This window comes from Streptomyces sp. NBC_00247, assembly GCF_036188265.1.
In the GTDB taxonomy this organism is placed as follows: Bacteria; Actinomycetota; Actinomycetes; order Streptomycetales; family Streptomycetaceae; genus Streptomyces.
Genome location: NZ_CP108093.1, coordinates 4,817,486 through 4,831,340 on the forward strand (window position 1 = coordinate 4,817,486; position 13,855 = coordinate 4,831,340).

At 72.5% G+C, this 13,855-nt stretch carries 7 protein-coding genes; all 7 read left to right on the forward strand.

All coding sequences use genetic code 11. The annotated features are described in order from the left end of the window. The first annotated feature begins 13 nt into the window (after positions 1-13). The 7 genes from mrdA to OHT52_RS20830 all read left to right on the forward strand — a co-directional run bounded on the left by mrdA (position 14) and on the right by OHT52_RS20830 (position 13,847). A complete protein-coding gene (gene mrdA / locus OHT52_RS20800; RefSeq protein WP_328721687.1) occupies positions 14-2,185 on the forward strand; it encodes a penicillin-binding protein 2 in 2,172 nt (723 codons plus the stop codon). After that, a complete protein-coding gene (rodA, locus tag OHT52_RS20805) occupies positions 2,185-3,378 on the forward strand; it encodes a rod shape-determining protein RodA (protein ID WP_328721688.1) in 1,194 nt (397 codons plus the stop codon). The genes mrdA and rodA overlap by 1 nt, the downstream gene beginning before the upstream one ends. Before the next feature lie 48 nt (positions 3,379-3,426). Beyond that, positions 3,427-4,959: a CYTH and CHAD domain-containing protein gene (locus tag OHT52_RS20810; protein WP_328721689.1), complete on the forward strand. Its 1,533-nt coding sequence runs from the start codon at positions 3,427-3,429 to the stop codon at positions 4,957-4,959. A 52-nt stretch (positions 4,960-5,011) separates the two neighbouring features. Next, a complete protein-coding gene (locus OHT52_RS20815; RefSeq protein WP_328721690.1) occupies positions 5,012-6,937 on the forward strand; it encodes a TIGR03960 family B12-binding radical SAM protein in 1,926 nt (641 codons plus the stop codon). A 135-nt stretch (positions 6,938-7,072) separates the two neighbouring features. Further along, positions 7,073-8,371: a hypothetical protein gene (locus OHT52_RS20820; RefSeq protein ID WP_328721691.1), complete on the forward strand. Its 1,299-nt coding sequence runs from the start codon at positions 7,073-7,075 to the stop codon at positions 8,369-8,371. 122 nt (positions 8,372-8,493) lie between these two features. Then, positions 8,494-9,273, forward strand: coding sequence for a TIGR03936 family radical SAM-associated protein (locus tag OHT52_RS20825; protein ID WP_328721692.1), 780 nt, complete (start codon positions 8,494-8,496; stop codon positions 9,271-9,273). Positions 9,274-9,503: 230 nt separating this feature from the next. Beyond that, positions 9,504-13,847 (forward strand): Rne/Rng family ribonuclease, encoded by a 4,344-nt coding sequence (locus tag OHT52_RS20830; RefSeq protein ID WP_328721693.1) that lies wholly within the window; start codon positions 9,504-9,506, stop codon positions 13,845-13,847. The last annotated feature ends 8 nt before the right edge of the window (positions 13,848-13,855 follow it).

The following is a 13,855-nucleotide window of genomic DNA, read 5'->3' on the forward strand; positions in this document are numbered from 1 at the left end:
ACGGGGGCGCACCGTGAGCAACATCCCCGAGACCGGCCGGACCCAGCGCGTCCAGATCCGCCTCGTCGTCATCCAGATCCTCGTCTTCTCCCTCCTCCTGACGCTCGGCGGCCGGCTCTGGTACCTCCAGATCCGCAACGGCCAGGAGTACACCGACGAGGCCAAGAACAACCACGTCCAGCAGGTCGTCCAGCCCGCCGTCCGGGGCGCCATCCTCGACGCGCGCGGTGTGCCGCTGGCCGACAACGAGACCCGCCTCGTCGTCTCCGCCAGCCGCACCGAGCTGCTGAAGATGGAGGACGACGGGGACGCCGTCCTCACCCGCCTCGCGGCCGTCCTCGACATGAAGCCGAAGGACGTCAAGGACAAGGTCCGGCTCTGCGACGCGAAGACCCCCCAGCCCTGCTGGAACGGCTCGCCCTACCAGCCGATCCCGGTCACCGACGAGGCCACCACCCAGCAGGCGCTCCAGATCCGCGAGCGCGCCGAGGACTTCCCCGGCATCACCGCCGAACCCACCGCCGTACGCCGGTACGCGGCCCCCGGCGGCGCCAACACCGCCCAGGTCCTCGGCTACCTCTCCCCGGTCACCGACGAGGAGATCACCAAGGCCCAGGACACCGAGTCGCCGTACCTCCGCTCCGACCAGGTGGGCCGCTCCGGCCTGGAGCGCACGTACGACCGGGAGCTGCGCGGCAAGGCCGGTGTCACCCGATACGAGGTCGACAACCTCGGCCGGGTCATCGGGCAGGCCGCGAACGACCCGGCCGAGCCCGGCGCGTCCGTCGTCACCTCGATAGACGCCCGCGTCCAGTCCGTCGCCGAGTACGAGCTCGACAAGGCGATGAAGACGGCCCGCAAGGAGTTCGACAAGAACACCAACGAGAACTACAAGGCCGACTCCGGCGCCGTCGTCGTGATGGAGGCCAAGACCGGTCGGGTCGTCGCGATGGCCTCGCTGCCGGACTACGACCCCAACGCGTGGGTCGGCGGCATCTCGGCCAAGGACTACGACAAGCTCACCACCAAGAAGTCCAACTACCCGCTGCTGAACCGCGCGATCCAGGGCCAGGCGGCCCCCGGCTCCATCTTCAAGGTCGTCTCCTCCACGGCCGCCGTCAACGCCGGGTACCCGTTCGACGGCAACTACCCGTGCCCGAGCTCGTACTCCATCGGCGGCCAGACCTTCAAGAACTTCGAGTCGCAGGGGTACGGCTCCATCACCATCGGCCGCGCCCTGGAGGTCTCCTGCGACACCGTCTACTACGGCATCGCGCACAAGGAGTGGCTGAAGGACGGCGGCACCAACCCGAAGAAGAACCCCGGCGACTGGTTCTACAAGACCGCGCACCAGTTCGGCCTCGGCAAGGAGACCGGCATCGACCTCCCCAACGAGGTCACCGGCCGTGTCCCCGACCGCCAGTGGAAGGAGAGCTTCTTCAAGGCCAACAAGGCCTTCTGGTGCAAGGACGGCAAGAAGGACGGCACGTACGCCCAGCAGATCGAGTACGAGAACTGCCTCGAAGGCGACAAGATGCGCGCCGGTGACTCCGTCAACTACTCGATCGGCCAGGGCGACACCCTCGTCACCCCGATCCAGATGGCCACCATCTACGCCGCGATCTCCAACGGCGGCACCCTCTACGACCCCACCGTCGGCAAGGCGATCGTCAGCGGCGACGGCAAGACCGTCCAGGAGATCAAGCCCGTCCCGCACGGCAAGCTGCCCTTCACCGGGTCCACGCGCGACGACATAGACGAAGCCCTCGCGGGTGTCGCGACCCGGGGCAGCGCCGCCTGGCGGTTCGGCGGCTGGCCCCAGGACAAGATCCCGATGCACGCCAAGACGGGTACCGCCGAGGTCTACGGCAAGCAGACGACCTCATGGTTCGCCACCTACACCAAGGACTACTCGATCGTCATGACGATCTCCCAGGGTGGTACCGGCTCCGGCGCCTCCGGCCCCGCCGTGCGCAACATCTACAACGCCCTCTACGGCCTGGACGCGGAAGGCAAGCAGGACCTCAAGAAGGCGCTGCTGCCCACGCCGCAGAAGACCCTCCCGAAGATCCAGCCCGATGGGACGATCAACGCCCCGAAGGTCAAGCCTTACGACCCCGACGCCGACAAGCCCCTCGGCGAGGGGCAGCAGGCGCTCGCCGCGACGCTCGGGAGGCGGGACTGATGGCCGGCGGCTTCTCCGTCTCCGGGTACGGCCCCGAGCGGTCCTCCTGGGCCTGGCTCACCGCACGCGACTCCGTCGTGCGGCGGCTCGACTGGCCCCTGCTCGGTTCCGCGCTCGCACTCTCCTTCATCGGGTCCCTGCTCGTCTACTCGGCGACCCGGGGCCGCGACTCCCTCACCCACGGCGACCCGTACTACTTCCTCTTCCGCCACGCCCTCAACACCGGCATCGGCTTCGGCCTGATGATCGGCACGATCTGGCTCGGCCACCGCACCCTGCGCGGAGCCGTACCGATCCTCTACGGGCTCTCCGTCGTCCTGGTGCTGGCGGTCCTCAGCCCGCTCGGCGCCACCGTCAACGGCGCGCACGCCTGGATCATCATCGGTGGCGGCTTCTCGCTCCAGCCCTCCGAGTTCACCAAGATCACCATCATCCTGGGCATGGCGATGCTGCTCGCCTCCCGCGTCGACGCGGGCGACCAGCTCCACCCCGACCACCGCACCGTCGCCAAGGCGCTCGGGGTGGCGGCGGTACCGATGGGCATCGTCATGCTGATGCCCGACCTGGGCTCGGTCATGGTGATGGTCTTCATCGTCCTCGGCGTGCTCCTCGCCTCCGGCGCCTCCAACCGCTGGGTCTTCGGCCTCCTCGGCGCGGGCGCCCTCGGCGCGGTCTCCGTCTGGCAGCTCGGGCTCCTGGACGACTACCAGATCGCCCGGTTCGCGGCCTTCGCCAACCCGGCCCTGGACCCGGCGGGCGTCGGATACAACACCAACCAGGCGCGCATCGCCATCGGTTCCGGCGGCCTCACCGGCACCGGGCTCTTCCACGGCACGCAGACCACCGGCCAGTTCGTCCCCGAGCAGCAGACCGACTTCGTCTTCACGGTCGCGGGCGAGGAACTCGGCTTCGCGGGAGCCGGGCTGATCATCGTGCTCCTCGGCGTCGTCCTCTGGCGCGCCTGCCGCATCGCCCGTGAGACCACCGAGCTCTACGGCACGATCGTGGCCGCCGGGATCATCGCCTGGTTCGCCTTCCAGGCGTTCGAGAACATCGGGATGACCCTCGGCATCATGCCGGTCGCCGGTCTGCCGCTGCCCTTCGTCTCGTACGGAGGGTCGTCGATGTTCGCCGTCTGGGTGGCGATCGGGCTGCTCCAGTCGATCAGGGTGCAGCGGCCGATGACGGCCTAGCACCCGCGACGCGCACCTCATGGCGGGACAACCCTTAGATTCGGAACCATGGCCGACGTGAAGCGCGAGATCGAGCGGAAGTACGAAGCGGCTCCCGAAATCAGGCTGCCCGACCTCACCGGGGTGGCCGGAACGGCCGCGTCCGTGCCACGCGGGGTCGTGGAACTCGACGCCGTCTACTACGACACCGACGACTTCCGGCTGGCGGCCGGCTCCGTCACCCTGCGCCGCAGGACCGGCGGCGACGAGGAGGGCTGGCACGTGAAGTTCCCCGTCGCCCCCGGCGTACGCGACGAGATCCGCGCGCCGCTCTCCGCCACGCTGCCCGACGAGCTCGCGGAGCTGATCCGCTCCCGGGTCCGCGACCGGCCCGTGGTCCCGGTCGTCCGGCTGCTCTCCTCACGGGACGTCCACCACCTCGCCGACGCCGAGGGCAGGCTGCTCGCCGAGCTGAGCGTCGACACCGTCCTCGCGGAGCGGCTGGCCGAGGACGGCGCCGGAGCCACCACCGGGTGGACCGAGATCGAGGTCGAACTCGCCGACGACGGCGACCCCGACTACCTGGACGCCGTGGAGGAGCGGCTCGCGGCCGCCGGCGTAAGGCCCTCGGCCTCCGGCTCCAAGGTGGCCCGCGCGCTCGCCGAGACGGCACCGGGGGAGCGGACGGCGCCGGAAACGGGGGACGAGGAGCCCGGGGACACCGCGGGCGGCCAGGTCCTCGCCCACGTGCGCCGGCAGATCGGGACGATCGTCACCCTCGACCCCGCGGTCCGCCGCGACCTGCCCGACGCGGTGCACCGGATGCGGGTCGCCACCCGGCGGCTGCGCAGCGCCTTCAAGACGTACCGGAAGGTCCTCGACCGGACCGTCACCGATCCGGTCGGCGCGGAGCTGAAGTGGCTCGCCGCCGAGCTGGGCACCGGCCGGGACCACGAGGTGCTGGAGGCGCGACTGCTCCAGCGCGTCGACGAGGTGGAACCCGCCCTGCTGCTGGGACCCGTACGCGGCCGGCTGGAGCGGTGGGGAGCGGCCGAACGCACCGGGGCCCGCCGCCGCATCCTGGCGGTGCTCGACGGGGAGCGGTATCTCGCGCTGCTCGGCACCCTGGACGCGCTGGTCGCCGACCCGCCCCTGCTGCCCGCGGCCGGCGAGGACGCCGCCGGGACCCTCACCCGCGCGGTGCTGAAGGACCACGACCGGCTCACCGCCCGCGTCGAGCACGCCCTTGACCTGCCGCCGGGCCCCGGCCGCGACCTGGCGATGCACGAGGCCCGCAAGGCCGCCAAGCGCACCCGGTACGCGGGCGAGGCCGCCCGCCCCGTCCTGGGCAAGCCCGCCAAGCGGCTCGCCAAACGGGTCAAGGCGGTCCAGAGCCTGCTCGGCGACCACCAGGACGGGGTGGTCGCCCGGGACGCCCTGCGCGCTCTGGCCGTGCACGCCCACGGAGCCGGTGAGTCCGCTTTCACCTGGGGACTTCTGTACGGCCGGGAGGAGGCGGCGGCGGCCCGGCTGGAGCACCGGCTGCCGCACGTGTGGGCGCGGGCGTCCGAGGCCCGGTTGCGGGCGGCGCTGAAGAGCTGAGCGGCGGGGTACGCTGGATGGTCACCCCTGCCAGCTCACGAAGGTTCGCGAGATGTCTGCCGAGTCGGTCTTCCCACAGCTCGAAGCTCTGCTCCCGCATGTGCAGAAGCCCATCCAGTACGTCGGCGGTGAGCTGAACTCCACCGTCAAGCCGTGGGACGAATGCGACGTCCGCTGGGCGCTCATGTACCCCGACGCCTACGAGGTCGGTCTGCCCAACCAGGGCGTCATGATCCTCTACGAGGTGCTCAACGAGCGCGAAGGGGTCCTCGCCGAGCGCACGTACAGCGTCTGGCCGGACCTCGAAGAGCTGATGCGCGAGCACGAGGTGCCGCAGTTCACGGTGGACAGCCACCGGCCCGTCGGCGCGTTCGACGTCTTCGGGCTGAGCTTCTCCACCGAGCTCGGCTACACCAACATGCTCACGGCCCTGGACCTGGCGGGCATCCCGCTGGAGGCCAAGGACCGCACGATGGACGACCCGATCGTGCTCGCGGGCGGTCACGCCGCGTTCAACCCCGAGCCCATCGCCGACTTCATCGACTGCGCGGTCATCGGCGACGGTGAGCAGGCGGTCCTGGAGATCACCGAGATCGTCCGCGCCTGGAAGGCCGAAGGCCGGCCCGGCGGCCGCGACGAGGTGTTGTTCCGCCTCGCCCGTACCGGCGGCGTCTACGTCCCGCGCTTCTACGACGTCGAGTACCTCCCGGACGGCCGTATCGCCCGTGTGGTGCCCAACAAGTCGGGCGTGCCGTGGCGTGTGTCCAAGCACACCGTCATGGACCTCGACGAGTGGCCCTACCCGAAGCAGCCGCTGGTCCCGCTCGCCGAGACCGTCCACGAGCGGATGTCCGTCGAGATCTTCCGCGGCTGCACCCGCGGCTGCCGTTTCTGCCAGGCCGGCATGATCACGCGCCCCGTGCGGGAGCGAAGCATCACCGGCATCGGCGAGATGGTCGACCGCGGTCTGAAGGCGACCGGCTTCGAGGAGGTCGGCCTGCTCTCGCTCTCGTCCGCCGACCACTCCGAGATCGGCGAGATCGCCAAGGGCCTCGCCGACCGGTACACCGAGGACAAGGTCGGCCTTTCCCTGCCGTCCACCCGCGTCGACGCGTTCAACGTGGACCTCGCCAACGAGCTGACCCGCAACGGCCGCCGTTCCGGTCTCACCTTCGCCCCCGAGGGCGGCTCCGAGCGCATGCGCAAGGTCATCAACAAGATGGTCTCGGAGGAGGACCTGATCCGTACGGTCTCCACCGCGTACGGCAACGGCTGGCGCCAGGTGAAGCTGTACTTCATGTGCGGCCTGCCCACCGAGACCGACGAGGACGTCCTCCAGATCGGCGACATGGCGGTCAACGTGATCGCCAAGGGCCGCGAGGTGTCCGGTCAGAACGACATCCGCTGCACCGTCTCCATCGGCGGGTTCGTCCCCAAGCCCCACACCCCGTTCCAGTGGGCGCCGCAGCTGAGCGCCGAGGACACCGACGCGCGGCTCAAGAAGCTCCGCGACAAGATCCGGGGCGACAAGAAGTACGGCCGCTCCATCGGATTCCGCTACCACGACGGCAAGCCCGGCATCGTCGAGGGACTCCTCTCGCGCGGCGACCGCCGCGTCGGCTCCGTCATCCGCGCGGTGTACGAGGACGGCGGCCGCTTCGACGGCTGGCGCGAGCACTTCAGCTACGACCGCTGGATGGCCTGCGCCGAGAAGACGCTGCCCGGCTTCGGTCTCGACGTCGACTGGTACACCACCCGCGAGCGGACCTACGAGGAGGTCCTGCCCTGGGACCACCTCGACTCCGGCCTGGACAAGGACTGGCTCTGGGAGGACTGGCAGGACTCGCTCGACGAGACCGAGGTCGAGGACTGCCGCTGGACCCCCTGCTTCGACTGCGGCGTCTGCCCGCAGCTCGACCTGGACATCCAGATCGGCCCCACCGGCAAGAAGCTGCTGCCGCTCACCGTGGTGAAGTGATCCGTGTGGGAAGCAACCCTCGTGTGCGGTGACCCGCGCGTGCGGTGACCGGCGCCTACGCGGGGCGTACCAACCGTGTCCCGAAGACCCGCCCGGGGTAGTCCCCCCGGGCGGGTCTTCCGCATGATGTACCGCATGGAGAGCGAGAAGGCGGGCGGCCGGGAGCGGCCGGCCCGGGTGCCGCGGCAGCGGCCGGAGTACGGCCGGCACCAGGCGCCCGTGACGTACGAGCGGGGCGACGGCTGCCTCGTCGCGTTCGTACGCGTCCCGGTCCGGATCGTCGCGGTTCTCGTCGTACTGCCGGTACGGATGGCCTGGGACCTGCTCGTCCTCACCCTGCGCGCCCTGCACCGGGTGCTGCTGCGGCCCCTGGGCCGTGCCGCCGCCTGGGCCTGGCAGCACCTGGTCGCCCGTCCGGTGGCCTGGGTGTGGGCGTATCTGGTGGTGCGTCCGGTGGCTTGGGTGTGGGCGTATCTGGTGGTGCGTCCGGTGGCTTGGGTGTGGGCGCATCTGGTGGTGCGTCCGGTGGCTTGGGTGTGGCGGTATCTGGTGGTCGTCCCGCTGGCCTGGGCGTGGCGGTATCTGGTGGTGGTCCCGCTGGCCTGGGCGTGGCGTTGCCTGGTGGTCGTCCCGCTGGTCCGTCTGTACCGCTGGGTGCTCACCCCGGTCGGGCACGGAGTGCGGAGCCTCTACCGCTCCTTGCTGACCCCGCTGGGGCACGGGCTGCTCGGGGCGGTGCGGTGGCTCGGCCTCGCGCTCTTCGTCATTCCCTTGGTCTTCCTCCGGCGGTACGTCCTCACGCCACTCGGCCTCGCCGTCGCCCGGCTGGCGCGCACCCTGCTGGTGGTGCCGTCGCTCTGGTTCTGGCGGTCGGTGCTGCGCCCGCTCGGACGCGGCACGCTCCGGCTGTTCCGGGCACTCGGGTACGGCCTGGTGTGGTGCCTGCGGGCGCTGCTCGTCGTCCCCGTCGCCTGGCTCTGGGCCCGCGTCCTCCACCCGGTGCTGCGCGAGACAGGGGCGGCGCTCGTGGTGGCCTGGCGGGTCACCGGCATGATCAGCCGCGCGATCGGGCGTGCGGTGGCGTGGCTCTTGCGGACGCTGCTCGTCGCGCCGTTGACCTGGTGCTACCGCACCCTCTGCACACCGGTCGGGCACGTCGTACGGGACTGGGTGTGGAAGCCCGCCCGGAAGGCCGTCGCGGCGACCGGGCGGGCGGTGCGGGACACGCTGCGGACGGCGCGCGAGGCCGTGGGCCAAGCACGGCGGGACGTCTGGCGCGCGTTCACCGGCGGACCGGCGAAGCCGGAGGTCGGCGGACCCGGGAGGGTTACTGCGCGTACTCTGGGTGAGGAGCACCATGCGACACCCGTGCACGGCGTGGCGCCCGCACCCGAGATCTCCCCGCCCGGCGGAACCACAGGCCGGAGGGGGTGAGCCGGAGCGGCCCCCCGTGACGACCTGTACTTCGTGGGCGGCGCGCCACCGCGCCCGCCCCGCACCGAGGAGAAGAACCACTGGGCAAGCGACAGCCCGAAGGCCCGCCGCCCGCACCGGCAGTGCAGCGCATCCGACTGCGCTACACCAAGCGCGGCCGCCTCCGGTTCACCAGCCACCGAGACTTCCAGCGTGCCTTCGAGCGGGCCCTGCGCCGCTCCGAGGTACCCATGGCCTACTCGGCGGGCTTCACCCCGCACCCCAAGGTTTCGTACGCCAACGCCGCTCCGACCGGCACCGGCAGCGAGGCCGAGTTCCTGGAGATCGCGCTCACCGAGCACCGCGACCCGCAGCTCCTGCGCGACCTCCTCAACGAATCCCTGCCGGACGGCCTCGACATCACCGACGCCGTGGAAGCCCGGACCTCCGGGCTCGCCGACCGGCTGACCGCCTCCGTCTGGGAGATGCGCCTCGACGGCGTCACCCTCCAGGACGCCGAAGCGGCCGTGGCCGCCTTCCTCGCCGCCGAGACGGTCGAGGTCCAGCGCCGGGCGAAGAACGGTGTGCGCACCTTCGACGCCCGCGAGGCCGTGGTCGGCCTGGAGGCCCTCGATCCACGGCCCGATGGGTCCGCGGACACCGCTTGTGCGATACTGCGCCTGGTAGTGCGGCACATGACACCCGCCGTACGACCCGACGACGTCCTGTCCGGTCTCCGAGCTGTGGCCGACCTGGCGCCGCCGGTCCCCGTAGCGGTGACCAGGCTGGCGCAGGGGCTCTTCGACGAGGAGTCCGGCACGGTGACCGACCCGCTCGCGCCCGACCGCGACGCACCCCCGGCCGTCCCAGCGACGGCCCCCGGGAGTGTCGCGACGGCGCCTGAAGGTTCGGGTTCCGCGTAAGGCGGTCGTTGTAGCGCGGCCCCGCGGCTCAGGAACTCACCCGGGTCGGGCCGCGCACTGACCAGAAGACTTTCGCCAGGCCGTACGCACCACGCGTAGGGAACCGGCGAGCCAGACATCAGCTCCCGTGCGGCGCCCGCGCCCCGGACGGCGGGGTCGCGCACCACGCGACAACCCCGCCGGACCGGATCAGGCGCGGCGCCCGGGAGCGCGACGGGAGAACCGCCCGCATGCTTGAGTCGACCGAACCCGGCACGACCGGAAACAACGACGAAGACAACACCCCCGGGGACAAGCTGCCGCCGCGCCGCAGGCGCCGCGCCGCTTCCCGCCCCGCGGGCCCGCCGTCCGGGGGCGCCGCGAAGACGCAGGACGAGGCCCCGGCCGCCGAGGCCGTGGCACCCTCCGCCGACGTCCAGGACGAGACCCCCGACGCGGCGGCTCCGGCCCGCCCGCGCCGTCGTGCGGTCCGTAAGGCGACCTCCCCGGCCGGTGCGCCGAAGGCCGCCGCCGAGGCGGCCCCGGTGACGGAGGCCGCCGAGGTCGTGGTTGCTCCGGCCGCTCCGGCGGCCTCGGTGGAGGAACAGGCCACCGAGGAGCCCGCCGAGGCTCCGGCGCCGCGTGCCCGTCGTCGCGCGGTCCGTAAGGCGACCGCCCCGGCGGGTGCCCCGCAGGCCGCCGAGCAGGAGGCCCCCGAGGAGATCGTGGTCGAGGCCGCTCCGGCGGCCGAGGCCGTCGTGGAGCAGGCCGAAGCGCCGCGTGGCCGCCGTCGTGCGGTCCGTAAGGCGACCTCCCCGGCCGGTGCGCCGAAGGCCGCCGCCGAGGAGACCTCGGTGACGGAGGCCGCCCCGGTCGAGGAGCCGGTTGCCGAGGAGCCCGCCGAGGCTCCGGCGCCGCGTGCCCGTCGTCGCGCGGTCCGTAAGGCGACCGCCCCGGCGGGTGCCCCGCAGGCCGCCGAGCAGGAGGCCCCCGAGGAGATCGTGGCCGAGGCCGCTCCGGTGGCCGAGGCCGTCGTGGAGCAGGCCGAGCCGGTCGACGAAGCCGCCCCCGCCCGTCCGCGCCGCCGCGCCTCCCGCAAGGCCACCTCGCCCGCCGGCGCGCCGCAGGCAGCCGCGCCCGTCGAGCCCGCCGAGCCGGTCGGTGAGGCCCTGCCCGAGGCCGTCGCCGAGGAGCTCGCCGCCGAGCCCGAGGAGGTCGCGGAGTCCGCGCCGCGCGGCCGTCAGCGCCGCCGCGCCACCGCCCCCGCAGGCCAGCCCGTCGCTCCCACCTCCCGCGAGCCCGCTCCCACCTCCCGCGAGCCCGCTCCCACCTCCCGCGAGCCCGCTCCCACCTCCCGCCAGCCCGCTCCCACCTCCCGCCAGCCCGCTCCCACCTCCCGCCCTGAGTTCACCGCCACCGAGGAGCCCGTCCGCCGCGGACGTCGCGCGACCCGCCCGGCCGTGGCCGTCTTCCAGGCTCCGGTGTTCTCCGAGCCCATGTTCCAGACCCCGGAGACCGCTGCCGCCGCGGCTGCCGCAGCCCCTCCGTACGTCGAGCCGGAAGACGAGACCGACGAGGTCGACCAGGCGCCGCAGGCCGTCGAGGCGCCCGCGCCCGTCGAGCCCACCGGGCAGACCCCGCGTCGCCGTCGCCGGCGTCGCGGCGAGGCCCCCGAGGCCGAGCAGACCGCCGCACCCGTCGAGCCGGAGCCGGCGGCGGAGCCCGAGGCCGAGGACGCGACCGAGACCGAGACCGAGACCGAGGCGGAGCACGAGGCCGCCGACGACACCGAGTACGGCGACCGCCCGTCGCGCCGCCGCCGTCGCGGTGGCCGCCGCCGCCGTCGCGGAGACGCGGGCGACGGTGACGAGGGCTACGACACCGAGCACGCCGCGGTGTCCGACACCTCCGCCGACCACGCCGACGAGCAGCAGCCGGCCCTGTCCGAGACCGACGCCTACGCCGACGACGACAACGACGACGACCGCCACGACTCCGCCGCCGGCGGGTCCAGCAGCAGCCGTCGCCGCCGTCGCCGTCGCCGTCGCAGCGGTGACGGGGCCGACAACGGCACCGACAACGGAGCCCACGGCTCCGGCGGTTCCGACGACCCGGAGCGTACGGTCGTCAAGGTCCGCGAGCCGCGCGAGCGCCGGAGCCGTGAGACGGCCGAGCGCGAGCCCGGCACCGGCTTCGACGAGGTCCAGTCCATCAAGGGCTCGACCCGTATGGAGGCGAAGAAGCAGCGCCGCCGCGAGGGCCGCGAGCAGGGCCGCCGCCGCGTCCCGATCATCACCGAGGCCGAGTTCCTGGCCCGCCGCGAGGCCGTCGAGCGCGTCATGGTCGTCCGCCAGAGCGGCGAGCGCACCCAGATCGGCGTCCTCGAGGACAACGTGCTCGTGGAGCACTACGTCAACAAGGAGCAGGCCACCAGCTACGTCGGCAACGTCTACCTGGGCAAGGTCCAGAACGTGCTGCCGTCGATGGAGGCCGCGTTCGTCGACATCGGCAAGGGCCGCAACGCCGTGCTGTACGCCGGTGAGGTCAACTTCGAGGCGCTCGGCATGGCCCACGGGCCGCGCCGCATCGAGACCGCCCTCAAGTCCGGCCAGTCGGTGCTCGTCCAGGTGACGAAGGACCCGATCGGCCACAAGGGCGCCCGCCTGACCAGCCAGGTCTCCCTGCCCGGCCGCTACCTCGTCTACGTGCCCGAGGGCTCGATGACCGGGATCAGCCGCAAGCTCCCGGACACCGAGCGCGCCCGGCTGAAGACCATCCTCAAGAAGATCGTTCCCGAGGACGCGGGCGTCATCGTGCGCACCGCCGCCGAGGGCGCGAGCGAGGACGAGCTCCGCCGTGACGTCGAGCGTCTCCAGGGGCAGTGGGAGGAGATCCAGCAGAAGTCGCGCAACACCGGCAGCTCCAACGCGCCGACGCTGCTCTACGGCGAGCCGGACATGACCGTCCGGGTCGTCCGCGACATCTTCAACGAGGACTTCTCCAAGGTCATCGTCAGCGGCAACGACGCCTGGGAGACGATCCACGGATACGTCTCGCAGGTCGCCCCCGACCTGACGGACCGTCTGTCGCGCTGGACGTCCGAGGTCGACATCTTCGCGACGTACCGCATCGACGAGCAGCTGATGAAGGCTCTGGACCGCAAGGTCTACCTGCCGAGCGGCGGTTCGCTGGTCATCGACAAGACCGAGGCGATGGTCGTCGTCGACGTCAACACCGGCAAGTTCACCGGTCAGGGCGGCAACCTCGAAGAGACCGTCACCAAGAACAACCTGGAGGCGGCCGAGGAGATCGTGCGTCAGCTGCGGCTGCGCGACCTCGGCGGCATCGTCGTCGTGGACTTCATCGACATGGTGCTGGAGTCCAACCGCGACCTGGTGCTCCGGCGCCTGCTGGAGTGCCTGGGACGCGACCGTACGAAGCACCAGGTCGCCGAGGTGACTTCGCTGGGGCTCGTCCAGATGACCCGTAAGCGGGTCGGCCAGGGCCTGCTGGAGTCGTTCTCCGAGACCTGCGTCCACTGCAACGGGCGCGGCGTCATCGTGCACATGGAGCAGCCGACGACCGCCGGTGGCGGCGGTGGCGGCAAGCGGTCCAAGAAGCGCGGCCGCGGTGGAGCGGACCAGGGCCACGAGCACGGTCACGAGCAGGACCACCAGCACGACGACCAGGCGCACGAGGACGAGCACGAGTCCGAGGCCGAGGTCGCCGCCGAGGTGGCCGAGCCGGTGGCGCTGCCGGAGCCGGAGTTCGTCCCGGACGAGGAGCTGTACAGCAGCCCCGCCGAGGCGGAGGCGGCGGCTTCGCGCGGCCGCGGGCGTCGTCGGGCGACCCGTAAGGTGTCGGCCCCGGCCGGTACCCCCCGGGGTGCCGCTCAGGCACCGGTCGCCGCTCAGGCGCCGGTCGTCGAGGAGCAGCCGGTCGAGGTCGTGGAGCCGGAGCCGGTCGTTGAGCCGGTGGAGGAGACTCCGGCGGCCGCCGAGCCCGAGGCCGCGCCCCAGGGCCGTTCGCGCCGCAGGGCGACCCGTAAGGCGACGTCTCCGGCGGGCTCGCCGAAGCAGGCCGCCCCGGCGGAGCCGCTGGCCCCGGTCGAGCCCACCGCCGAGCCGGTGGCCGTCGAGGACCCGGTCGTCGAGGCGCCCGCGCCCCTCGCCGAGACCCCGGCCGAGGCACCCGAGGAAGCGGCTCCGGCCGCGCCGCGGGCCCGTCGCCGGGCGACCCGGAAGGCGACCGCCCCGGCGGGCTCGCCGTCCGGCGCCGAGCAGGCCGAGATCGTCGTCGTGACGGGTACGCCCGCCGCGCGGGACGAGGTCGCCGAGGCGCCCGCCGCCGAAGCCGGTGACACGGCCGAGGAGGCGGCGCCCGCCAAGAAGACGGCGGCGCGCAAGACCGCCAAGAAGGCTCCGGCGAAGAAGGCGGCCCCGGCCAAGAAGGCGGCGGCCGTGAAGAAGGCGGCCCCGGCCAAGAAGGCGGCGACCGCGAAGAAGACGACGACGGCCAAGAAGGCGCCGGCGAAGCGGGCGACGAAGAAGGCCGTCGCAGCCGAGCAGGCGTCGGCCGGTTCGTCCGAGGAGTGACCGCGGGC